This window comes from Clostridium sp. BJN0013, assembly GCF_040939125.1.
GTDB lineage: Bacteria > Bacillota > Clostridia > Clostridiales > Clostridiaceae > Clostridium_B.
On the sequence record NZ_CP162495.1, the window covers coordinates 2,635,115 to 2,658,163 of the forward strand.

Annotated in this window: 25 protein-coding genes; 6 read left to right on the forward strand and 19 right to left on the reverse strand. The window is 29.3% G+C overall.

Going from position 1 to position 23,049, the window contains the following annotated elements; all coding sequences use genetic code 11:
- Nucleotides 1–355: 355 nt before the first annotated feature.
- Nucleotides 356–526 (reverse strand): hypothetical protein, encoded by a 171-nt coding sequence (locus AB3K27_RS13470; protein WP_368487935.1) that lies wholly within the window; start codon nucleotides 524–526, stop codon nucleotides 356–358.
- Between the two features lie 1,042 nt (nucleotides 527–1,568).
- Here AB3K27_RS13470 and AB3K27_RS13475 point away from each other — a divergent pair.
- Both AB3K27_RS13475 and AB3K27_RS13480 read left to right on the forward strand, forming a co-directional pair.
- Entirely contained in the window at nucleotides 1,569–2,690 is a 1,122-nt protein-coding gene (locus AB3K27_RS13475) for an IS4 family transposase (protein ID WP_368487505.1), read from the forward strand.
- A 539-nt stretch (nucleotides 2,691–3,229) separates the two neighbouring features.
- Nucleotides 3,230–3,532: a hypothetical protein gene (locus AB3K27_RS13480; protein ID WP_368487936.1), complete on the forward strand. Its 303-nt coding sequence runs from the start codon at nucleotides 3,230–3,232 to the stop codon at nucleotides 3,530–3,532.
- Nucleotides 3,533–4,131: 599 nt separating this feature from the next.
- Here AB3K27_RS13480 and AB3K27_RS13485 read toward each other — a convergent pair.
- From AB3K27_RS13485 to AB3K27_RS13505, 5 genes are all read right to left on the reverse strand, one after another.
- Nucleotides 4,132–4,773 carry an isoprenylcysteine carboxylmethyltransferase family protein gene (locus AB3K27_RS13485; protein ID WP_368487937.1) on the reverse strand — a complete coding sequence of 214 codons (642 nt, stop codon included), beginning with the start codon at nucleotides 4,771–4,773 and terminating at the stop codon, nucleotides 4,132–4,134.
- A gap of 266 nt (nucleotides 4,774–5,039) precedes the next feature.
- Complete coding sequence (locus tag AB3K27_RS13490; RefSeq protein ID WP_368487938.1) at nucleotides 5,040–5,735, reverse strand: aspartate/glutamate racemase family protein; 696 nt, start codon at nucleotides 5,733–5,735, stop codon at nucleotides 5,040–5,042.
- A 363-nt stretch (nucleotides 5,736–6,098) separates the two neighbouring features.
- Nucleotides 6,099–6,278, reverse strand: coding sequence for a hypothetical protein (locus AB3K27_RS13495; RefSeq protein ID WP_368487939.1), 180 nt, complete (start codon nucleotides 6,276–6,278; stop codon nucleotides 6,099–6,101).
- Between the two features lie 8 nt (nucleotides 6,279–6,286).
- Nucleotides 6,287–6,502 (reverse strand): hypothetical protein, encoded by a 216-nt coding sequence (locus AB3K27_RS13500; protein ID WP_368487940.1) that lies wholly within the window; start codon nucleotides 6,500–6,502, stop codon nucleotides 6,287–6,289.
- Between the two features lie 113 nt (nucleotides 6,503–6,615).
- Entirely contained in the window at nucleotides 6,616–7,563 is a 948-nt protein-coding gene (locus tag AB3K27_RS13505; RefSeq protein WP_368487941.1) for a LysR family transcriptional regulator, read from the reverse strand.
- 730 nt (nucleotides 7,564–8,293) lie between these two features.
- Between AB3K27_RS13505 and AB3K27_RS13510 the strand changes: the two genes are divergently transcribed.
- On the forward strand, nucleotides 8,294–8,638 hold the full coding sequence (locus tag AB3K27_RS13510) for a hypothetical protein (RefSeq protein ID WP_368487942.1): 345 nt from the start codon (nucleotides 8,294–8,296) through the stop codon (nucleotides 8,636–8,638).
- Between the two features lie 126 nt (nucleotides 8,639–8,764).
- Nucleotides 8,765–8,920: a hypothetical protein gene (locus tag AB3K27_RS13515; protein ID WP_368487943.1), complete on the forward strand. Its 156-nt coding sequence runs from the start codon at nucleotides 8,765–8,767 to the stop codon at nucleotides 8,918–8,920.
- Between the two features lie 1,006 nt (nucleotides 8,921–9,926).
- On the opposite strand, the gene AB3K27_RS13520 is transcribed toward AB3K27_RS13515, so the two are convergent.
- The 10 genes from AB3K27_RS13520 to AB3K27_RS13565 form a co-directional block, all read right to left on the reverse strand.
- Entirely contained in the window at nucleotides 9,927–10,130 is a 204-nt protein-coding gene (locus AB3K27_RS13520) for a hypothetical protein (RefSeq protein WP_368487944.1), read from the reverse strand.
- A gap of 382 nt (nucleotides 10,131–10,512) precedes the next feature.
- Nucleotides 10,513–12,195, reverse strand: a complete 1,683-nt coding sequence (locus AB3K27_RS13525; RefSeq protein ID WP_368487945.1) for a carbamoyltransferase — start codon at nucleotides 12,193–12,195, stop codon at nucleotides 10,513–10,515.
- Between the two features lie 40 nt (nucleotides 12,196–12,235).
- Nucleotides 12,236–13,171: an ABC transporter permease gene (locus AB3K27_RS13530; RefSeq protein WP_368487946.1), complete on the reverse strand. Its 936-nt coding sequence runs from the start codon at nucleotides 13,169–13,171 to the stop codon at nucleotides 12,236–12,238.
- Nucleotides 13,168–14,109: an ABC transporter permease gene (locus AB3K27_RS13535; RefSeq protein WP_368487947.1), complete on the reverse strand. Its 942-nt coding sequence runs from the start codon at nucleotides 14,107–14,109 to the stop codon at nucleotides 13,168–13,170. Before AB3K27_RS13535 ends, AB3K27_RS13530 begins: the two co-directional genes overlap by 4 nt.
- Before the next feature lie 5 nt (nucleotides 14,110–14,114).
- Entirely contained in the window at nucleotides 14,115–14,939 is an 825-nt protein-coding gene (locus tag AB3K27_RS13540) for an ABC transporter ATP-binding protein (protein ID WP_368487948.1), read from the reverse strand.
- Nucleotides 14,940–14,987: 48 nt separating this feature from the next.
- Nucleotides 14,988–16,196, reverse strand: coding sequence for a radical SAM protein (locus AB3K27_RS13545; RefSeq protein WP_368487949.1), 1,209 nt, complete (start codon nucleotides 16,194–16,196; stop codon nucleotides 14,988–14,990).
- Nucleotides 16,197–16,264: 68 nt separating this feature from the next.
- On the reverse strand, nucleotides 16,265–16,930 hold the full coding sequence (locus AB3K27_RS13550; RefSeq protein ID WP_368487950.1) for an ABC-2 transporter permease: 666 nt from the start codon (nucleotides 16,928–16,930) through the stop codon (nucleotides 16,265–16,267).
- A gap of 2 nt (nucleotides 16,931–16,932) precedes the next feature.
- A complete protein-coding gene (locus tag AB3K27_RS13555) occupies nucleotides 16,933–17,787 on the reverse strand; it encodes an ABC transporter ATP-binding protein (protein ID WP_368487951.1) in 855 nt (284 codons plus the stop codon).
- A gap of 5 nt (nucleotides 17,788–17,792) precedes the next feature.
- Nucleotides 17,793–18,164: a GntR family transcriptional regulator gene (locus AB3K27_RS13560; RefSeq protein WP_368487952.1), complete on the reverse strand. Its 372-nt coding sequence runs from the start codon at nucleotides 18,162–18,164 to the stop codon at nucleotides 17,793–17,795.
- A gap of 802 nt (nucleotides 18,165–18,966) precedes the next feature.
- On the reverse strand, nucleotides 18,967–19,314 hold the full coding sequence (locus AB3K27_RS13565; RefSeq protein ID WP_368487953.1) for a MerR family transcriptional regulator: 348 nt from the start codon (nucleotides 19,312–19,314) through the stop codon (nucleotides 18,967–18,969).
- Nucleotides 19,315–19,577: 263 nt separating this feature from the next.
- Between AB3K27_RS13565 and AB3K27_RS13570 the strand changes: the two genes are divergently transcribed.
- Both AB3K27_RS13570 and AB3K27_RS13575 read left to right on the forward strand, forming a co-directional pair.
- On the forward strand, nucleotides 19,578–20,849 hold the full coding sequence (locus tag AB3K27_RS13570) for an IS110 family transposase (RefSeq protein WP_368487954.1): 1,272 nt from the start codon (nucleotides 19,578–19,580) through the stop codon (nucleotides 20,847–20,849).
- A gap of 234 nt (nucleotides 20,850–21,083) precedes the next feature.
- Nucleotides 21,084–21,452, forward strand: coding sequence for a carboxymuconolactone decarboxylase family protein (locus AB3K27_RS13575; RefSeq protein ID WP_368487955.1), 369 nt, complete (start codon nucleotides 21,084–21,086; stop codon nucleotides 21,450–21,452).
- Between the two features lie 143 nt (nucleotides 21,453–21,595).
- Here AB3K27_RS13575 and AB3K27_RS13580 read toward each other — a convergent pair whose 3' ends face one another.
- The 3 genes from AB3K27_RS13580 to AB3K27_RS13590 all read right to left on the reverse strand — a co-directional run bounded on the left by AB3K27_RS13580 (nucleotide 21,596) and on the right by AB3K27_RS13590 (nucleotide 22,984).
- Nucleotides 21,596–22,066: a BtrH N-terminal domain-containing protein gene (locus AB3K27_RS13580; protein WP_368487956.1), complete on the reverse strand. Its 471-nt coding sequence runs from the start codon at nucleotides 22,064–22,066 to the stop codon at nucleotides 21,596–21,598.
- 81 nt (nucleotides 22,067–22,147) lie between these two features.
- On the reverse strand, nucleotides 22,148–22,837 hold the full coding sequence (locus tag AB3K27_RS13585; protein ID WP_368487957.1) for a DUF998 domain-containing protein: 690 nt from the start codon (nucleotides 22,835–22,837) through the stop codon (nucleotides 22,148–22,150).
- A gap of 15 nt (nucleotides 22,838–22,852) precedes the next feature.
- Nucleotides 22,853–22,984 carry an FMN-binding protein gene (locus tag AB3K27_RS13590; protein WP_368487958.1) on the reverse strand — a complete coding sequence of 44 codons (132 nt, stop codon included), beginning with the start codon at nucleotides 22,982–22,984 and terminating at the stop codon, nucleotides 22,853–22,855.
- Nucleotides 22,985–23,049: the final 65 nt, after the last annotated feature.

A 23,049-nucleotide genomic window follows, 5' to 3' on the forward strand; every position in this document is an offset into this window, starting at 1 on the left:
GGGAGGTTTTAATAACTATTCCTCATACACCTCCCCATTTGCTACAATTGCCACTTCAGAGCATTTATTTGTATTTAACACAAATATCATACCTTTCTTTTTCAAATTTTTAATCCAAATATAATTTAAATTAATGAGCATATTACTTTAAATCATATACTTAACACTATCATATGATTGCTACGTTGATATGTCAATCTGTTCCTCTTTCCACCATCATATTTAACATTAATCTGATATAATGCCCTTCAACTTGATTTCCCGTCGTATTTCAAATATACCTGGTTAGTTTTAGGATGAAAAAAGAGCCCTATTGAGAGCCCATAACATTATTCATACACTATCGTTCTTAATATTATTTCATTATATTTACACTATTTTTCTCCATTCGTTTTAATATGTTTTGTTTTAAGATACTATAAAATGAAATATTATTCTCGTTATTTTTTCCATGTTTATTTCCATGTTTATTATTGGATTCTCTATGCATTTTACTATTAGCTTTCATAATTGAATTTATTCGCATTTTATCACTCCTCTAATTATAAATACGAACTATACATTAATTTTTATGGTGTATAAAAATTATATTATTTCTGGTTCAAAGCACACTTGACCCATCTATAGCAGTCATATCTCATAAGTTTTTGATAATCAGAAAAGGAGAGGTATTCACCTCTCCAAAGGGATAATTATAAACATATTTTTTAATTTTCTCTAAGGTTATTTCCTTAGAATACTTATAATTATATACGGTATTTGTTACAACCTAATGTCATATATAATAACTATTTGTAAACAATATAAAAGTAAGCACCCTAGATGACAGGTACTTACCTTCAACAATATTATGGGAACTAATTTAATATACTATCTTCTGGCAGTTGCATTTAAGTTTAAAGTGCCCTGCAACCACAGACACTGATTTAAATCTGTATTTGAGGTGTTAGTTGATTTATATGACTATTTATTTAATGCTAAGATGTGTTTCTTTAATATGCTATTATTATACGTTGTTTTTGTTATAGCTTGATTAACTATTTGTGAACAATATAAAAAATAAGCATCCTAAATAACAATAACGGATGCCTGATTTGTAAGCATAAAGAGTTTATTTTTTTATGTTTATATTATATACAAAGATTGTTATGTAAAAATATTCCCCTCGTTAAGCCTTTGTTAAAAAGACACCCAGCTAAAAGCCAGATGTACTTCTCCATGCAAAATAAGTACCCTACATAACAGGCACCCATTTTTTATCTAAATTTTAATAACTTAGAATATTTTTACTATATATACTGATTATTACTACAATATGGATTGAATGTTAAATAACATTTATATTTTAAGTACCTTAAACATAAAAATAAGTGCCGGTTAGGTGTAACACTTATTTTTTATATTGGATTTAGAGTTAGATTTAGATAGTGGTGGGCAACCTGACGTATGGACAGTTTAATGTAAATTAATGTATAAAACATTTGCAGGATAAAATTATATAGAAAACCGCCTTAAAACCCTATAAAATATAGTTGCAACCAATATAAATAGGAAGGCGGTTAACAAGTATGTTAAATACTCAAGAATATATTATCACAGAACTGAAAAAAAGCCTAGAATCTATGATTTTTTTGACAGCACCTAGATTAAGAATTTTAGTAGCAATTATAATAGGAATTATAGACTCAGGATCAGTTGTGCTATCAAAAATTGCACAAGAATTAAAGAGCGACTTCAGTGAGGCAACTGAAGCAAGTAAAGTAAAAAGGATTTTCAGATTCTTAACAAATGATAAAATAAATACTGATATAGTTCAATACCATTTTGCAAGGACTCTTCTGAAGAAATATAAGAATCATTCAGGAAAGGTTCATATAATTTTTGACCATACCACAAAAGAGGATGTATTTACTATTCTTCAATTTTCACTAAGGGTTGATAACAGAGTGATTCCATTGTGGCATAAAATATTTGAGTATCAAGATAAGAAAAACAAAGAATTTGAGCATGTCTATGAAGGATTAAAAGTGGTTCATGAACTCTTATCCCCTTATAATTTTGATGTAATTCTTTTAGCTGATAGAGGCTTTAGAAGTGTTGAATTGTTTAAGTTTATTGATGAAGAATTAAAATGGAAATATGCAATAAGATGTATATCAACTACAAATGTTAGAATTTCAAACAAGCCTGGAATCAAAAAATTGAGTGACATAAAGATAAAAGCAAATAAGCGAAAATCCTTTGAGAAAGTGCTGTTAACAGAGGAAAAATATGAATGCAATCTGGGAGTTGCCTTAGCAGAAGATAATGATGTATGGTATATTGCAACAAACATGAAGCCCCAAAAAGCTATAAATGAATATCAAAAAAGATTTGATATTGAGGAAGCATTCAGAGATTTAAAGAGCAATGGATTTAATATGGAGGATAGCTGGTCAAAAGGAATAACTTATTTTAAGAACTTATATTTATGTCTTTCCATAGCCTATACTTGGCTTATAATATTAGGAAAAATCTGCACAAAGAATAAGAAAAATAAAGAGCTGGGAGCTGTAAGGATTAACAAGAATAAAAAGACAATAAGGGTATACAGTCTGTTTAGGGCGGGTTTGAAATGGTTTAAGAGATGCTACAATGATTATAGAAAAAAGTACAGGCTTAATTTTGATTTTATTCTACATGAGAAGTAATTATAACCAAACATTATAGTAATAATTTGGATATTTATAGTGTCGGTTAATCCAGGGTAATAGTCTATACCTTTATATGTCCATAATATTGAATTATATTAATATATAACTATATAAGGTTAATGCAGTATATTATCAGGATGAAAATACTATGAAAATTAGAACTAAGCAGCACTTTATGAAAGTATTTATTGAAATTTTTAGAAGATTAACTTGTTATAACCATATATATGTCCATACGTCAGGGTGGGCAACTATGTTTAACATGCCCTGCAACCACAGACACAGCCTTCATATCCATCACTTATCTCCCTTTTACATAAAAGAGTATATCTGAAATTTAAATATTAGTGTAAAAAGGAGATATATTAAACAGATATACCTATAACAAGTAACTATCTGGAGTTTAGTTACACTTATATTTATATATATGCTCTAATTTTAATATTTATACACCTTCTAATGATTCTTAACTCTCATTCACAAATTTGATATTTTACTCATAGTATAGCATTGTAAGCAAATTTACGGAGGTACCTATGAGTATTAATGATTCTACTAATGACAGCTCCAATGAAAAAGTTGAAAATTTTTATGACTTTGAAACTCCCATGTATTGCCCATACCATTCAATGCCTTATATCCGATTAACGGATAATGAGTATATAGACAAAGATCCTTATGATGATGAGCTTGAAGACGATGAGGATTTCAATCCTGGATATAGACAAGGAGGTCGTAGAAGACGTAGACGTAGGCGCAGACGTAGAAGACGTTTCCATCCATTCATATTCCCTATATTTATATATGGTGATGACTATGACGACTGGTATTGGTATTAAAAAATATTCTATCATCCCATAACTAATTCAGTCAGATCATAGATAAAGTAAGCACCAGTTTCCCCAGTGCTTACTTTTGATATATACGCCATTTTAAATAATATAATATTTTAAAAATTATTTAGTTCTTAATAGCATATGCACTGCAATTTATAAGATTTCATTGCAATCTGAATGTATCATACTAATATTCAATGTATTTATTCATATCAAATTCTTACCAAATTTTCATGTTTTATTACTTGTGGAGGCTGTTCAATCCATCCATTATTTTAATTTTCCCCCTAAAATCTTATTATTGATTATGTTATACCTCTCATTTATTTCCAGTATAATAAACCTAATTTTACATACCCTACTTATGTAAGACCTCTTTCGCATAAAAAATTTTTATATTTACTTTCTGAATGTAACCATTATTTTTTCATCATGCCGGGGATTATTTATCCCCGGTGTTTAGTTCTGTGAAATATCGTTTAGTATTTGAAATTCCTCAGCATTTTTGCATATTTCATTGATGTTTAAAACACTTATTCATTTTTTAATGTTAAGCATGAAATAAGAAAAATGCCAATTAATATAGAATTCCTTCTCTTACGTTAAAGGTATCTAAGGACTTTTTTACAGTATTCAACGTATTCATTGCCATAAATCCTTTTCAAAGAATCCTCCTCACGAAGAACTTGGCGATTAAAAAGCCAGAAACCTGCAATTAAGTACAATAATAATATCCAGTTTGGCAAAATTAAAAATATCCCAAACAGTATAGACCCAAAAGCAACGTAAATGGGATTGCGACTAATTGCAAAAATACCTGTTGTTATTAGAGCACCTGGTTTTTCTTCATCTATCCCAACTCTAAAGCTTTTTCCAAAGGAAATCAAGCTTAACAGGAATAATAAAAGTCCTATCATACATAACACTACACCAATCCAACTAGCAACCTCGTTACTAAACAGTTCAGTTCCTACTTTCGGCAAGTTTAGAGTACTTGAAAACAGAAGATAAAAGAATATCAAAATAAATGGAATAATAATGAAATCTTTTTTGTCTATCTCACCAAATTTTATAGCTTTAATACCCATTTTATGCAATAGAAAAACACGAAATGAAATCATTATCACAAGTAAGACTATAGTTATGATCGCAAAATATCCCTGCATAATCATCGCTCCCTTTTGTTCGCTATAATTTACTTTTTTATTTTTCTCATTAATTACATAATACACCGTATTATTCAATTTTCAAAGAATAAATTTTTACATCTCCATATTTGATTTTTCCCCTATCTAGGTGTAGAATAAGGAATCAACAAGCTAATACAGTTTAAGAAGAAAGTCCATTTTTCATAAATTTACAATAGGTAGATCATAACTTTGAAGTGCCACGTAAAAAAACACCGTAACTTTCTTATAATTATTTTTAAATTATTTTTGTGAGAAGATAATCTGCTTTAAAACACATTTGTGCCCCAAGTTTTGAATATTTTAACTCAATAATTTAGCTGTTATTTATTTAAGGCAAATTCAACAGCAGAAACAGCATGTATTTTCAATGTATCAAAAACTGGTACGTTAACATCCTCTTGTTTTATTAATAATGGTATTTCTGTACATCCTAATATTATACCTTCAGCACCATTTAAAGCTAGATTATTTATTATTTTTATATATTCCATCTTTGAAACCTTGTCTATTATACCTTTACATAGTTCATTATAAATAACCTTATGGACTATTTCTCTTTCGTTTTCATCTGGAATAATTACATCTATATCGAAATTTTCTTTCAACACTTTTTTATAGAAATCTTGTTCCATAGTAAATTTAGTTCCCAGTAATCCAACTTTTTTCATTCTGTTTTGGATTATTTTTTCACCTGTTACTTCTGCTATATGCAAAACTTTTATTCCTAGCCTATTTTCTATAGCACTTGCTATTTTATGCATTGTATTAGCACATATTACAACAAAATCAGCGCCTCCACTTTTAAGTTTTTCGGCAACATTAACCATAATGTCAGTTAGTTCTTCCCATCTATTTTCATGTTGTAATACTTCTATTTCCTGAAAATCTACTGAATACATTAGGCATTTTGCAGAATGAAAATCTCCTAATTTCACTTTTGCAGTTTCATTTATAATCCTATAATATTCAAGTGTTGATTCCCAGCTCATTCCACCTATTAATCCAATTGTTTTCAACTAATCACTCCCCTTTTTATATATTAACAAATAGCTACACACTTAAGTCATTAAAAATTACACCCACATCTCTTTCCTAAATAATCATATTACCGAATATATCCCAACACTCTACTTACTACTTATTTTTTCACCGTCTCAATAATTCCAATAGACTTCAAAGCATCTTTAAAAGCACATATATAAGCCTCTTATCAATAAAAAAAATTAATTCTTATAAAATTTATTACACTACGGCATGTTTTTAATAGCTTGAGAATTTTGAAACTTAGTAGTGTTATAATGATAATCTTTAAACTCTCATATTGACCATAATAAGGAGATTGGGAATTAATCAATTTTCAGAATATACTCGCTTTGCAACTACTTTTGCCATACTAATGAATATCTCCAAAAAAGTTCGCGTTTAACTTTTGCTGTAGGAATATGCTTTTGTGCTAATGCTTTTATCTCATCCATTGTCATATACATGTCATGTTTACCATGTCTCTCCCAAACTTCTTTTGAATGGGCATCATCTTTTTGCAACCTACCGTTTTTCATTAAGCTCATTACGATATTAGGGATAAAAGCACTGCCCCATGGGATTTCTTTGACAACATAAACGAGAGTTCACCTTTGCCACAACCTATTTCAAGACAGGTTTCAACTGTATTGGGTATAAGCTTTATGAGGTGCTCAAAATAACAGTTGTTATGATTCCATTTTGATTCATCAAGTTGTGAAATTTCATTAAAATCATTTTTTACAACATTATAATCTTCCATCTTCATATCTCACCTTCAAAAATAAATTTTACTTTGCTATAAATTACACCTACATTTGTGACACAAGTTATGAATACTGTAATACAATTTTTATTAATGATTCTTTATTTTAATCATTCCATTGCTTTTGAGAACTTTTTCTGCATCAGTGAAATAAAATTTTTTGCTGCGGTTGACAAGTATCGATCCTTTTTATAGCCTAGTATCATGGTACTGTCAGTTGAACGATCGTTGAGAGTAATAATATATGGCCTATCCCTTTGCGTTTGAGCACCAAGTACTAATTGTTCAGGCAAGAGCATATGAGGGCAGAAAGTTAAACCAATTCCCTTCACTACAAGAGCAATCAGAGTTTCCACATTCTCTGACATCATAATAATGTTAGGCTTCACACTTTTTTGCCTTAGATGCTGATCGATAATTGTGCGTATATGATTTTCGCTAGAAAGAAGAAGAAGAGGACAGTCTTTAAACAGCCTTATATCCATATCCTCACCACTGTGAGAAATTATATATTCATAACTATTATGGCAATATTTGCGTAAAATTTTATCACTTACAATAATAACTAGTTTATCAACCATAATGTCTATAGTTTCAATCTTCAATACATTTACAGGTGCTGAATCAACCATAATATCTATCTGCCCTCGGAGCAACTTTTGCTCGAGAACCTCTGAGGTTCCTTCTGCACAACGAATTTCTATTCTTGGATAACAATCATTGTATAAAGGAAGTATGTCTGGAAGAATAGCCCGTCCACGAGTATAGGAGATGCCAATGACAAGTCGTCCACAATTATCCTCACGTATGTCTTGCATTTCGTTGCTTATCTGGCGCTCCAAATCTACTATATGAGTCAATTTTTTGACAAGCTGCTCCCCTGCATAAGTCAAAGACATTGGATGTTTGCGTTGAAACAGCTCCACTCCATACTTATTTTCAAGTTTTGCAATATGCTGGCTCAACGATTGTTGAGATATAAAAAGTCTGTGCGCTGCTCTAGTAATATTCAATTCTTCAGCAGCAACCAAAAAATATTTATAGCTAAGAGTTTCCATTTTTAGCCCCTCTCGTTAAAAATAATTCACAATATTATAATAAGTTAATATAACAATATTCTAACATAAAAAAATTTATATAAGATTAGGTAAAATATTACTTTAATAATCTATCTTACTTGATTTTATATGTTAGACTAAGTGTTTTGATTTCATGTCTACTATATTTTTATCCGATCACTACCATTGCTAACACCACATCTTCTATCAAAGTGTGGGATAAGCACTGCTGCGCGCCTGGATAAGTTCTTCCCCTAAAGGATAACGTATTCTAAGTGCTAAAGACACTAAAAATACTGTTAATAAGGTCCAGCTGGAAAGAGTCATCCTTATAAGCAAACTCCACCTGAACCTAAGAATCACTTGACACAAAATGAATTTCACTTATATAATATTTGTTTAGACTTAGGAAGCTTATATCTTCCATATCTTCAGTATAATAGTATTTTAATAACAATCCAAACACGTAAATGCTTGTGAATGCAACAAGCATTTACTTGTACCTCTCTGATTTTGAATAAAAAATGGTGTCTAAATCATATACTAGTCTTTGAAGGGTTTAAAGTCTTAAACACACATGCTAGTTTACAATAAAATCATAATAATAAGGTTCACACACAAAAACCAAGCACACACAATATGCTTGGTTACTTCGTTTTTTTTGAATTATGTGACGTAAAAGTAAATTGTGGCGAATTATTCTAAATAATATCAAAGGGAGGGGATAGTAATGAGTTATTATGAAGATATTTGTTTTTTAGGAAATTGGAATTTAAATGAGGAGCAAGGAACTCTTAATATTGAAAAGACAGGAGAAACATACAAGTGTACTTGGAAAATAAATAAGGAAGATGTTCAAAATGAATATTTAGGAATTGGGATGCTTGTTGATAACCAACTCCTTATATCAAGATTTTCTAACAAAGTGCATGGAGGAGGAGTAGGTTTATATAGACCAATAGGTGACTTAAGGTCAAATTCTGCACTTTGGGCTTCTACGCAAAATTTCAATACATTAGATTCTGGAATCGCATTAAGAGAAGATACCAGTCAAGACTTAGAAAGGCAATTATAAAGTTAGATATTTCATTAAAGGAAATGAATCTCCAACTTATGATTTAAGAATTCTTAAAAATGAAAAAAATAATGTATACTCACTGAATTGGTCTGTAAATGATAAAGTAATATTGCATGGAATTGAATGATGAATAAAGGACAAATGCCTCTTGTTTATGGTGGGACAAACTTTGATTATGAATTAGTTATTTTAAGCATTGATAATAAAAATAGATTAAGTAGTAAATGTGCCTTATTAAGTAATAGTTGTATAACTGAAGAAGTTTATACAAAATATTAAATTTAAATTATCATTAATATACTACGAATTTGTATGTTGTTAATACATAAAATTCTTATATTGTTTACTAACTTTAACTAGAGTAAAAATACCCCTAGTTCTATTTTTTTGTAAAAGCACCATAAAAGAACGTTTATGGGATTAATTTTCTTAACGTGGGTTTTGTCGGTTTTGTTAGCTGCACCCCATATTGAATCAAAACATAAGCTAAATCAATTGTAAGTTCAGAAAACATAGAAACTTTTATTTTATCTGATTCAGTGTAAGATTCTGGTCTTCCATATCAATTGTGTTGTATAACATAAACAGTATTCATTAATAAATTGTGTTGCATTAAACAGTAGTACTTTAACATATACATCCACTTAGTACAATACAATTGATGTTGTGTCGCGTAAAAATTTTTATTACCATATAATTACAGCGTCGAGGGCATTTTTGTTTCTGTTACTACACAAGTCTTAAGTTTTTGGTAAATTTTAGTGTGTGTAACGGGAATTTTTGTACCGTTACTACACATACCCCAAATATCTGAATAATCTCCCTTATCTTTTATACACATCATAAAACTATTTTACAGCATTTTTTCTTATTTTTCTAGTTTTACATTTATATCTATTTTTATATTTCATATGGAAATTTTATAAATTCCTATACACTAAAAAAATGTACTTGAATCTTAAAATAATGTAAATGTTGAAATAAATAGCCTTGTAGGTTGTATTGACATCAGTTTTAAGATTCAAGATTACTTATGTTATCAAGATATAATTTAAAAAAATCTCAAATTCAATTATACAATTATATATGTATAATTTGTAAATAAATATAAAGGGACTGTCTTAAAAAAATAACATATTTTTTTAATTTGCTCTTAGTAACTACACTTTAACTATATACTAAGTAAGGGAAATTTTTGTTCAACCCTCCCTTGGATTTAATATAATAAGTGTTATACCAAGATTGTTTTAAACGTAGGACAAAAGTTCTGTAAGAGAAACTCTTATTATTCATTTAATTTTGTAAGATCTTTTGCATACCACTCTGTGAATCCACAATTTGGACAAACAAACGGAAATAATTCTGTTGGTTTCAAGTTAAATAAATGTTTACGTGGCGTTTTTGCTACAAGCATAGAAAAAGTATTGAATTCAATGTGGCATTCCACTAAGTTAGCATTACATTTTGAACATTTTTTTAGTTCTGTCATAATTAAAACATTCCTTTCATTTTCAATAAAATTATTTTAGGTATTTTTCATTTAAAAACAACTCAAAGATTATAATGATATTTTGTGGCAAGTGAAAAAATGACTTATTTTCAAATAAATTATGCAAAAAGTGTAGTGATGAAGCATAGCACAAAATATACTAGAAATTAACTATATATTACACAAGTGCTTTTCCAGTGGAGTTCTTAAACAGCTGATATATTAAGAAATAGACTGTATTGTACATGTAATTTCTTTTGTATGATATATTTATTTTTTGAAGACGATTTTTAATGTTTATAAATAGATGAGAAAATAAAAATTGCTTGTAAGCGTATCTAGAACCTTATTAATAGACATCACATCAAGTAACATATCTAGGTTATAAAGTTATTAAACGATTTGTCCATAAAATAAGAAGCTCATCAACAATTCTTTTTTCATTTTTACCATCATTTAAATTAAATTCTTGAATTAAGTCTTTTAAAGTTTTCTTTCCATCAAAATTTTTAAGTAGATAATATATCTGTTTTGAAATAGAAAAGACATATTCTCTATCAAAATTAAATGTAATATAATAATCATTACATATTTCATTAAAAGAAGAAAACTTTTTTGTCTCACAAAGTAAAATATGAGGTACTAAATTTGGGATCATATTTAAATACTTTTTGTAGTCATTTTTTTTCTTGGATATTATGTAATTATCAATAATAAGATAATTGAGTTTTGTTGTCAAGAAACATACTATAGAATCTTCCACAGAATCCACAATTGGTTCAGCATTGTTATTAAATGATGTATTAAGTAAAATGTGAACTCCTGTAAGTTTACTGAATTCATTAATTAAACTCCAATATTTTACATTGGTTGATTTTGAAACAGTTTGAACCCTAGCAGTTCCATCTATATGAGTAACTGCACCTAAAATAGGTTGCTTTTCTTCTTTCACTTTAAGAACAAAATTCATAAATGGAAATTGTTTTTGATTTGTAGGTAGGATAAAATATTGATCAATATATTCATCCAAAACAGATGGTGCAAAAGGCCTATAAGACTCACGTTTTTTTACCATCTCATTAATAATAACTTTATTTTGAGATGGTCTTGGGTCTGCAAGAATACTCCTATTTCCCAAAGCCCTAGGGCCAAACTCAGATCGACCCTGCACCCAACCTATAACAGAGCCTTCTGATAGTAATTTTGCTGTATCTTTTTCTATATTATTTGATTTTCTAAAGTTAATGAACTCATGCCATTTGTTTAAGGAATCCAGTATTTCATTAGAATCTCCGATATTTGTACCAAAATAGACATTATCTAATCTAGAAATATTGATATTTTTTTTATTGTTTTTAATTATATGTAATGCTGCACCTATTGCACCTCCAGCATCATGTGCTGCTGGTTGTACAAATATATCTTGAAATAGACCTGAGTATAATAATTTCCCATTTAATGAACAATTATGAGCAACTCCACCAGCTAGGCATAATTTTAAATGACCAGTAACCTTACTGTATTCTTTTAAAATGTGTAATACAATTTCTTCTAAAGAGTACTGCAATGTTGCTGCAATATTATCACCCATACCATCAATTACAAGGACGAGACTTTCATCAAAACCAGAAAGAGCATAGGTACTTTCTGCATGTGCAATATGATGAGGAACAAAAATTATTTTATTATCTTCTACATCCTCACCAAAGGCTTCTATAACAGCACGGTGAACATAAAATCGAGCATCATAAAATTCTTTTTGTTTTCTATCTAATAAGTACATTTCTTTCAGAACAGAATTAATATAGGTTTCATCAAAGTTTACTGCAATTGCATCAATATCTTTAAGTATTAAGTGATTACTATATAAACAGAACTTCATGGCAGATATGGGTGCTTTATTTGTATGTTTGATTCTATTAAGTCTTTCTTCCTCTATTCCAGAGATTAAAATCCCATCTTCAACTAGTACAGCGGCAGCATCATGACCAAAACCATAGGTATTTGAAATAACACTCATTTCAAATTTTAATGGGATAGACATAGTTATTCCTAAAATTCTCATTATATTTCCTCCCAATATACCATATAAAAAATTTAATAGCTTAGCGTTGAATTCTACTAAATTGTCTTAATAGAAACATATATATAAGTAGTAAAACAATAGATGTTCCTCCAATGATTAATATTTGTTCAGTTGGGAATATATTTTTTACCAAAACTTCTCTAAACCCTTTTTGTATAGGAAGATATTTATTAAAATTGCTATTTAAACTTAAAAGTTCTAAAAGCACTAATATAACCATTATTGGAGATGTAATAAGCATCATTTGTTCAATTTTTCTAAAGGGTAAGCTAATAAGTCCAGAAAAAATGCTTATAAAAAATGAAGTAATGAAAATCATGGATAATATAGCAAAAGTATTGTTATTCAATTCTTGAGTAATTAACAAAAAGGTAATCAAAGTAGAAGCAGTACAGAGAAATCCAAAAATAGTTTTACTTATTGTAAATTCAAAATATGTTAATGATGAAAGCATTAATGAAGACAAGGAGTCATTCTTATTCTCACTAAGGAAAACTATAGGACTCCCAATCAATCCTACCATTATTACAATAATAACACATAACAAAAAAGAAAATTTATCTTCATTTGGTTCATTATTTAAAATTTCTACTTTAACCTGTGTAGGATTAGATGCAGTTAACCCTTTTTTAATAGTACTTATGAGATTTATATCTTTTGTATTACAATAAATAATTTTTTCTTCTACACTTACAACAGCATCTATTTTTTTTTCGTTCAATTGTTCTAATCCATCTGAGACTGTGTTACTATATGAGATATTTGCGTTATCAAAATTTAATTTATCATTTATGTTTGAATTGGATACTACACATATTTTTACTTTGTCTACATTCTTTAATGCTGGCATATAAAATATAACTATTGGAATTACTATAAATATGAGTACAAGAATCCAATATTCTTTTATATCTTTTTGTAAAATTGTCATTATTCTCTTAAAAGAACCTTTCATATTCTTTCCCTCCTTAACTTTAGCATAAATATGTAATTTACAATCAAAATCATAATAGAAAATACTATCAATAAAATAAGCATATCCAAAACAAAAATCCAGTTATTTTCTATTGCATTGTAAAAAGCATTTGAAAGTTTGTTAAATGGTTTAGTCAAGAAGGAAGGAAATATCATAACAATAAACATAAAAGGATAGAACATAACTGAAACCTTTTTACTATCAGAAAAAATACCCATAAACATACCAAGTGATATGTAAATCAACCCGACCAAAAATAATAAGATTATTTCCTTTATAGATATTCCTTGTGACACATAAAAAAATAACGCATCAATGGAGAACAATAATATGGTACATATAGTCTTAGAAAAAATAATTTCATAATTTTTAATGGGTGAAAGGATAAGTGCTGATAAAGTTTTCTTTTCATCAACAAACATTTTATATGGCAATAAAATACATACAAAAGTTAAAATAAAAGTAAAACTATTCAGTAAATATTTGAATTTATCCATATTATTTATATCTGGTTGGTATTCTCCTATATACTTAATTTGAAAATCTGTTTTATTTAAAATTTGTTTTAGGACTGAACCTACATATTTTGAATTTGTAGTTGATTTATTTTCTACAACTTTTATTATTTTACTTTTTTCATCATAAAAAACAAAGGCATCTACATCATTTTTGTTTTCCACAATTTTATAACCATTGGCGAGATCTTCTACATAATAAGAAATTTTAAAGGCACCTTGAGTATTTTCAATATATTGACTCATCATTTTATCATTTGAAATGATGGCAACCTTGAGTACATCAGGCGAAGTATTTGCCACCTTTGCATTAAATTTAGTAAAAAACATAATAAAAATGGCAGGCATCAATACATATATGTAATATTTACGTATACTAAATTTAATATCTTTCCATAACATCTTCTTCACTCCTTCGTAAGTAATAGATAAATTTCTTCCAGTGATGGTTCTGAAGAATGAATGGATTTTAATTCTTCATGAGAAATGTTAGCTAACTGATTAATATTCTTATAATCAAACTCTTTTATACCAGACTGGGTAGTTACTATAATTTTATTTGAACCATACTTGGATTTTAGTCCTGTTATACTATCATTAGCAACAATTTTACCATTTTTAATAATTGCAATCTCATCACAAAGTTCTTCTGCCTCATGCATATAATGTGTAGTAATAAATATAGTTGTACCATTTGATTGTAATTTCTTTATTAACTTACGAATTTCAACTGCAATATTTACATCAAGACCTGATGTAGGTTCATCTAAAAAAATAATCTCAGGAGAATGTAATAAAGCTCTTGCAATTAAAACTCGTTGTTTATATCCTTTTGATAATTTTTTTATTTTATATTTTGAGTAATTAGTTAGTTCTAGATCAATTATTACTGAATTAACTCTTTCTATGTTAACGTTATACAACCTCGAAAAAATGATTAGATTTTCTTTAACTGTTAAATCTTCATAAAGGTTCATTTGTTCTGGAACTACACCTATTTTACTACATAATTTTTTTTCTTCTTTTACTGGATTACAGTTAGAAACCTTGATATTCCCAGCAGAAGGTATAAGTAACCCAGTAAGCATTTTTATCGTTGTACTTTTACCTGCACCATTTGTACCAAGAAATCCAAATATAGCACCTTTTTTAACATTGAAAGAGATATTATCTACAGCAATTTTTTCTCCAAACTTCTTTGTAAGATTTTCAACACTTATAATATAATCCATAAAATCACAACTAATCCTTTCTTACATAATCATCCCAAGGAATATCTTCTACTTATAAAATTCACCAGACTTTATTCTATTAAGCATATTTTTTGAAGTTATACAAAACTCATCCGTCATAGGACCATTCAATTGACCAGTTAATTCGTATGCTTTAGCTCTGCAACCTCCTGGACAAAATTTAAATGATTCACATGTTACACAAGAATTTATTTTATTTATTTTTAAATCTCTTAATTTCTTAAATGCTTCTGCATTTTGCCAAAAGTCACTAAGTTTATTCTCTTTAATATTTCCACCACAAAATTCTTTATATGTTTTAAATAGAGTACATGGATATACTTCACCTTTTGCACTTATAAAACAATTTGAAATTGCGGCAGTACAACTATATTCACGTATTACTTCTTCGTTACCAAATTTATTTTCATTTTCTTTATCAAAACCCATTCCAGCCCTAAAACTTTCATTTTTTGCTGACACTAAAAGGTTATAAACTCTTAATTGTTCTAGTTCTGATTGGTCTAACATTAAGTCTTTGTTTAAAGTTGCATTACCTTTATCTATTACTTCAGATAATTCAATCTCTTTTACTCCTAATTCTTTTCCAAGCTCAAGAATATCATTATATTCATGAAAATTTTTCTTGGTTATAGTGCAAGCTAAGCCAATATCTAAGCCTTTTTCTTTACATAATTTCATTGCCTTGATTGTAGTATTAAAATTTCCTACTCCTCTCAAATAATCATGGGTTTCTGCTTTTGCACCATCAATGCTAAATCGAATTAGTACATTACATTCTTTTATTTTATCTAGGAATTCTTCAGAAATTAAAGTTCCATTTGTAAATACAGTTACTCTAATATTTTTTTCTGTACATCTTTTTAAAATCTCAGAAAGGTCTTCCCTTAATAAAGGTTCTCCACCAGTTATAACTATTTTAAATACTTTAAGCATACTTAATTCATCTATAAGACTAATTATTTCCTTTGTAGATAATTCTTCTGTAGAATGAGAGCCACCTTCCCAGCAATGTTTACATTCTAGATTACATCTCTTTGTAATCTCAAAAATTGCACTATCTATTTGAGATTCTATGTCTATAAGGTTTATAAATCCTCTTTGATCATCATCTGCAGTCATAAACTCAGAATTTTCAATATCAGCAATTACAGTATTTACATCATCTAAAAGTTCCTCATAGGATTGATCTTTAAATATTGTATGAATATATTTCGCAATATAAGAAAATGGCAAAAAGATATACCCCACTAAAATGAAAGTCGTTAAGTTAATATTTAAGTATAAGATAAATTTAAAACACCCTATATTTCTTTTCTTTCACAAATAGAGCATGAAAGTAAGTATGATGAAATACCCATAATACTAATAATTACTATACCTAAAAACGGTAAAATAATTTTATTATTCATTGTTAAAAATAAAATTTTATTCAAAAATTCAGGTGTAAAAAAACTGTTCTTCTTTAATAATATTGAAGGCAATACCCATATAACAAATGCAGGTATTATGGATAATATCATAGATATAATATTACCGTTTTCCATACCTAATTTATAATATAGAGGATATTGGCAGAAACAAATTACAGCAGCTGCGAATCCTGCCAGGTATATTAATATAGTTTCTAACTGCCCCAATGCATTTGTGTTATGGAGATATATAATTAAACTTCCACTCATTATCCAAATAATAAGCATCATACTAATTAAATATAGAAATCTTCCTAAAACCATACTTGAAATTTTAGAAGGAAGCATATAATACATTTTATCATATTTTCCGTTACTTTCAGCACTAAATGGCATTGCTGCAACTAATATTAAAAAGAAAAATAAGTTACCTAAAGCCATAATAGATGACTCTTTCAATACAGCGAAAATGAATACTAATGGAACTATCAGTAAATATTTTAATGTACCCCCTACAATTTTAAAATCTAACTTTAAATAATTTATAGCTCTCACCATAGTTACCCCCTCATACCATTTATATGAAATACTACTATATCTTCAACAGAAGGTTTTTCAGTAAGTAATCCTTTTTTTATATATTTATTGTCTCTTGAATGAATTAGTCCCTCAAAACCAACACTAGATTTTTTATAGCCGATTAGCTTTTCTTTTATTTGTTCTGTTAAATCTGCAGCACCGCCTTTTACCAATAAATAACCCTCCAAAACATTATCCTTTGTATCATTAAATATAGTTTTACCTTTATCAATAAAATAAAGATAGTCTGCTATTTTCTCTAAATCACTCATGATATGAGTAGAAAATAAAACACTTCTTTTACCATCCGATATATACTCTTGAAGCAATCCTAATATTTCACTTCTAATCACAGGGTCAAGTCCACTTGTTGGTTCATCCAATAAGAGTAACTTTGTCTCTCTACAAAGTACACTGGCAAACATTAGTTTTATTTTCATTCCCTTTGAAAAATTTTTAATCTTTTTATTTTGCGGCAGCTCCCATCTATCCATATATGATTTAAATTTGAACTCATCAAATGATTTATAAAAACTTTTAAAACTATTTTTTACATCCTTTGCTGTAAAGCACCCTGGAAAATAACATTCATCTGCAATATAACCTATCATATCCTTAAACCCAATTTCATCATCAGTGTAGTTCTTGCCAAACACTGTTATTTCTCCACTGTCCCGTTTAAGCTGCTCCATAATAAGTTTAATTGTAGTAGTTTTACCTGCCCCATTCTGTCCTATATAACCTAAAATATATCCCTCAGGTAACTTTAGATTAATATTTTTAAGTTTAAAATTTCCAAAACTTTTATTTAAATCTTTTATTTCAAGTGCATACATAGATTTCACTCCTTCATCAAATTTTCTAAAATCATCACCAGTTCTTCATTTGATATACTAGCTAATTTTGCATTTTCAATGGCAGAGATAAATGCTTCTTCAATACGTTTTAAATATTCTTCTCTTACCATCTCATTATCTTTAGGAAGCACAAAACTCCCCTTTCCTTGTATAGTAGCTATGAATCCTTCAGCTTCAAGGTCAGAATAAGCCCTCGTAGTTGTAATAACACTTATGCCCAAATCCTTCGCAAGTTGACGTATAGATGGCAGAAATTCATTTTCGGCAAGATCACCGCACATTATTTGTTCCTTAATCTGTGCCTTAATTTGAGCATAGATAGGTAAATCAGATTTATTGGAGATTAGTATTTTCAATTAGTGACACCTCCTTACCCAATACTGTATATATTAAATTATATACAGTATAATGTTTATTGTCAATATTGTGTTTAAAGATCAAGTGATTCTTAGGTTCAGGTGGAGTTTACTTATGAGGAATACTTTTCTCCATTTGAACCTTATTAACAGTATTCTTAGTGTCTTTAGCACTTATAATACGTTATCCTTTAGGGGAAGAACTTATCCAGGTGCGTAGCAGTGCTTATCCCCCACTTTGAAGAAGATGGGGGTATTAGCAATGGTAGCCTTCGGATAAAAAATTTATCAAATAGCATTCAGTATCATACCCTGTAGTTTTACAGTGGACAAATAAATTACATATCTTTGTAAGGGGTCAGACTCCTTACAAAAACCGGTGCAACTTTTGTTTTCAAATGGTATAATTTGCATATACAGAAAATTGGGAGATGGGTAAAGTTGAAAAAACATTTTAAGAGTTTTATTTTAATAATTTTTTCTTTAATACTTATTATTAGCGTTGGGTGTAATAATTCAAAAGCAACTAATAATAAAAATTAGGTGAAAAATCTTAGTTTTTTAATGCTTGTAGGGCTGCAATATAAGCTATTTTTATAATTATATAAAAATAGCTTATATTTTTTACTTTTTAGTATACCTTAAAATGATACACTCTTATATAGACATTAATATTACACGATTCATCACATAAACTTCCGTCGAACTCACGTTATTAGGACCTTTTCCATCCAGGTAATCCTTAAAAATTCTCCTTTCAATAGATATGGGCTTTTAGTTATCTAAATAAAAAATTTGTGTATTAATCCTTAATAATAGTTTTATTAATCATTTTCTTATAAATATTAATTTTTTTCTCTAAGTTCACTATATTATTCTCTATATTGCTTTTTTGAGTATACAATCTGTCCATTTGCTTTTCCAATAATTTCAAACGTTCTCTCAGCGTACTGTCTCCCTCATATCTCAGCTTAGAATAATATTGAATTTCTTTAATTGGCATATTTGTTTCTTTTAATCTAAATATAAAATTTAACCATTCTATATCTTTTTCACAATACACTCGCCTATTTATTTTATCTCTATTAGGATAAATCAAACCAATTTTCTCATAATAACATTCATTCCTTTCGCTGTGCTCAAGGCACAAAAATTAATGAAAGAGTGATTAAAATTACCAATTACTGTGAATAATATAGACAAGTATACAGGTGTACTACAGAGCACGGCGGGGTGAGTGTGATTGCACTTCACTGTAATCCGTATAATAACATGTGCCGATTACTCTTTTAAGTACAAATAAGTGTGCCCTAGGGCACGTAAGTTAATCTTTGTTTAAACAAAGACCGTTTAAAAGTATGAGTATTCAGTCAACACCTGTGTACTTTATTTTTTTATTTGTAGGTGATATAAATGTTAAAAATCGTTTATTCTATTTGTTGCGGTATTGATGTTCACAAAAAATTTGTAGTTGCAACTGTAACATCAACCAATGAGAATAACATCACTACCTATGCAACCAAACAATTCAGTACTTACTCAAAGAATCTTTTCCATTTAAAAGAGTGGTTATCTGAGCATAACTGTAAAGAAGTTTGTATGGAAAGCACCGGAAAGTACTGGATACCTATCTATAACATACTTGAAGATTCCTGTAATATTACTCTGGCTAACCCAAAGTACGTTAAAAACATTCCCGGCAAAAAAACTGATGAAAAAGATTCTCTATGGCTTGCAGACTTACATAAGCATGGATTAGTTAAAGGAAGTTTTATTCCTCCAAAGGCCATAAGAGAACTACGAGACCTTATGCGCTATCGCTTTAAACTTACAAATTTCCGTTCAAGTGAGAAAAACAGATTCCAAAATTCATTAACAGTTTCAAATATCATGATTTCAAGCGTAGTATCAGATACCTTTGGTAAATCATCATCAGCTATAATTAAATATGCCATGGAGCATCCTGATAAATTAGATATAGACTATACTCAATTTCTACACAAGAGTATGTTATCTAAGGCTGACGAAATTAAGATTGCTATGCAAGGAAGCATCTCTAAAAATCAAACAGCAAAGATGTCTATATGCTTGAATCATTATGATTATATTAACAATTGTATTTCTCAACTTGATACTGCCATTTCATTAATTTCAAGTGAATTTAAGTCACAAATTGAGCTTATTGCTTCTGCCCCTGGGATAACTACACAATCTGCTACAACTATAATTTCTGAAATTGGAGTGGATATGTCAGTCTTTCCAGATGCTAAACATCTGTGCTCTTGGGCAGATCTTACACCACAAAATAATGAAAGTGCTGGCAAAAAGAAAAGTGTTCGTATAAGCCGTGCCGGAGCTTATTTAAAGCCAATACTTATTCAGTGTGCTAATGCAGCAATAAAAAACAAGTCCTGCCCATACTTTAAATATCGTTATGAAAGTATAAAGAAAAGACGTGGGCACAAAAGAGCAATTATTGCTATAGCAAGAATGCTTTTAACCTGTATTTATAATATGCTTTTAAAAAATGAAGCCTTTGATAATTCTATTCATGAAAAATATCTAAAAAGAGAAAACACTTCTCGACATTTTCAACCTAATATAGATAGAATTATTTTATTTCTTCAAGCTCAAAGCTTTGAAGTAACAAAAGTAAGTCAAGAGATATCACCGAAAATAAGTTGATTTTTAATTATGAATAATATAAGTCTCTTTTTTTGGCCTCATTTTAATAGGTCTTTTTGTCATGTTCAAAAACACCTGAATTTCTTTCAAGTTATCGTAATGTATCAATACTTAATCCAATTTTTTTAGAAAATTCTCCAATGTAATAATTCAAATATACTCACCTTCCTATTGACATGGAGTTAACTCCAGCATATAAGATAATACTATCAAATATGAGGAGGTAATTCAATTATGGAAAGTCGTTATGAACTAGGAGTACGTAAACTAAAAGAGGTTGATGGAACAGGAGGAACAGCCGTAGTAGAGTCACTGAAAAATATTGCTCCTGATTTAGGAAAATATATTATTGAATTTGCTTTTGGAGATATTTATACTAGGCCAGTACTTGATTTGAAACAAAGAGAGCTCATTACGTTATCTGCACTCACAGCATTAGGCGGATGTGAAAGACAATTGGAAGTTCATATTAATGGAGCACTAAACGTTGGAATACCAGAGAAAGAAATTGTAGAAGTCTTTTTGCAATGTATCCCTTATGTTGGTTTTCCAAAAGTATTAAATGCTGTTTCAGTTGCAAAGGATATTTTTCTAAATAACTAATAGTTAGCACTCAATAAATAAGAGCCTAAATTGTTTATTTATATAAGCATCTAGGTTCTTATTTCTGTACATTTTTAGTTAATTTATAATTATTGTACGCTTGTGGCACGAGTTAAGAAAATTACGCACAAAATACCTCATTTTTAGATCTTCTGAATAACATTTTTTCTCTTATAATTGGCATTAGTAAACTCAATTCCGAAATATGCATTCTTTTTGCTTATACCAATATAATCATTTTCCCACGCTAACCTAAGATCATCATAACAAACTCTTTGAATTTTCTCTTTTGAGTTGTCATGAATGTAAATATAGTTTTCATCATATCCCACCATTAAAATCACATGTCCTGGAATATGCATCTTATGATAAAACTTTTCTTGATATTCTAGATGATACATATCCAACCCAAATATAACTACTGGGATTTCTTTGTCAACAAGCTTTCTTGTCTCTTCTATAGTTCTTTTAAACACTTTTCCTTCATCTGCTATAATATTATATCCCATTAAGTCCTTCCAAAATTCATATTGTCTCTTGCCAATGCTGAGACTCCCTAGAAATATCATTTTAGGAGGATATGCTCTTTTTTGAGATATTAATTGAAAATTCACTGATTTTTAATATTCATTTCTCCTAACAAAGGATTCTGTCCAAAACAAAGGGGTCAATCCGCTTTGTTCCCTTTAATCTATCTATTTTGGCGATTCATTCAGTTTTTTGAATCTTAAAAGCATAACAGACAATACTACAATCCAGAACATGTATCCATAAATATTAATACGCTCCCAAATACCCATCATAGGCGTAGGCATATCTAAAGCGTATTTCGGTTGATCTGAACCGGCCAATATGCCAAAAATAACAAACAATATCATTGTAATAATTGAATAGACCCTAAATCTCCCTTTAAAGGATACCGCTCCCGCTATCATTGCCGGAAACATACATAGAAAAACCCCTGCTGCTGTTAAAATTCCATGCATCGTATCCGAAAAATTACCTTCCACTCCCCGCAGATGTATTGGAAAGAATAATGTAGCCACCAATCCAAGAATCTCTTTTGTAATAATCAGAAATGCCGCGATTTTAAGAGCTCGTTTACCGTTTGAAGAGATCATAATGCCAACACCGTAAGCGTATATCAGCAGGTCATAAATAGTAAAAAGTATAGCTACATACAGTCTGGTTGGCGCGTTGACTGCAATTAATTCACTGACAGTTTGTGACGTATGACTATAATTGCTCCACATAACGGATGCAGCTATGTCAGTGATAATATAGAGAATTGAGGATAATATACCCAAGGCAATCAGGACCGTTTGAAGCTCAGCCGATGCCTGCCATCTTTTTCTTCCAGTATTATTGTTGATTACAGGTTTCATATTTTTTCCTCCCCACTATTCTTTCAGCTCCTGTTTTAGCGCGTTTTCTAGTGCTTTCAGATGTGCTTTGGAGGTAAGCGTTGCTCCGCTGATTATATCTACTTGCAGCGACTGCAATTCAATCACCTTTTGGAACAAATCCTCCATAGTCATGCCTCCGTCATTTCCACAGGATTTCCATTACTATCCAACACACCCTTAAGTATTTTTAT

Coding starts and splice junctions, on each gene's coding strand:
- AB3K27_RS13550 (WP_368487950.1), bottom strand. CDS start 16,930: ATGGTGAGAGCTATAAATTATTTAAAGTTAGATTTTAAAATTGTAGGG.
- AB3K27_RS13495 (WP_368487939.1), bottom strand. CDS start 6,278: ATGAAAAACGGTAGGTTGCAAAAAGATGATGCCCATTCAAAAGAAGTT.
- AB3K27_RS13475 (WP_368487505.1), top strand. CDS start 1,569: ATGTTAAATACTCAAGAATATATTATCACAGAACTGAAAAAAAGCCTA.
- AB3K27_RS13480 (WP_368487936.1), top strand. CDS start 3,230: ATGAGTATTAATGATTCTACTAATGACAGCTCCAATGAAAAAGTTGAA.
- AB3K27_RS13510 (WP_368487942.1), top strand. CDS start 8,294: ATGAGTTATTATGAAGATATTTGTTTTTTAGGAAATTGGAATTTAAAT.
- AB3K27_RS13585 (WP_368487957.1), bottom strand. CDS start 22,837: ATGAAACCTGTAATCAACAATAATACTGGAAGAAAAAGATGGCAGGCA.
- AB3K27_RS13470 (WP_368487935.1), bottom strand. CDS start 526: ATGCGAATAAATTCAATTATGAAAGCTAATAGTAAAATGCATAGAGAA.
- AB3K27_RS13520 (WP_368487944.1), bottom strand. CDS start 10,130: ATGACAGAACTAAAAAAATGTTCAAAATGTAATGCTAACTTAGTGGAA.
- AB3K27_RS13515 (WP_368487943.1), top strand. CDS start 8,765: ATGATGAATAAAGGACAAATGCCTCTTGTTTATGGTGGGACAAACTTT.
- AB3K27_RS13570 (WP_368487954.1), top strand. CDS start 19,578: ATGTTAAAAATCGTTTATTCTATTTGTTGCGGTATTGATGTTCACAAA.
- AB3K27_RS13535 (WP_368487947.1), bottom strand. CDS start 14,109: ATGTTATGGAAAGATATTAAATTTAGTATACGTAAATATTACATATAT.
- AB3K27_RS13540 (WP_368487948.1), bottom strand. CDS start 14,939: ATGGATTATATTATAAGTGTTGAAAATCTTACAAAGAAGTTTGGAGAA.
- AB3K27_RS13505 (WP_368487941.1), bottom strand. CDS start 7,563: ATGGAAACTCTTAGCTATAAATATTTTTTGGTTGCTGCTGAAGAATTG.
- AB3K27_RS13575 (WP_368487955.1), top strand. CDS start 21,084: ATGGAAAGTCGTTATGAACTAGGAGTACGTAAACTAAAAGAGGTTGAT.
- AB3K27_RS13500 (WP_368487940.1), bottom strand. CDS start 6,502: ATGGAAGATTATAATGTTGTAAAAAATGATTTTAATGAAATTTCACAA.
- AB3K27_RS13530 (WP_368487946.1), bottom strand. CDS start 13,171: ATGAAAGGTTCTTTTAAGAGAATAATGACAATTTTACAAAAAGATATA.
- AB3K27_RS13525 (WP_368487945.1), bottom strand. CDS start 12,195: ATGAGAATTTTAGGAATAACTATGTCTATCCCATTAAAATTTGAAATG.
- AB3K27_RS13555 (WP_368487951.1), bottom strand. CDS start 17,787: ATGTATGCACTTGAAATAAAAGATTTAAATAAAAGTTTTGGAAATTTT.
- AB3K27_RS13590 (WP_368487958.1), bottom strand. CDS start 22,984: ATGGAGGATTTGTTCCAAAAGGTGATTGAATTGCAGTCGCTGCAAGTA.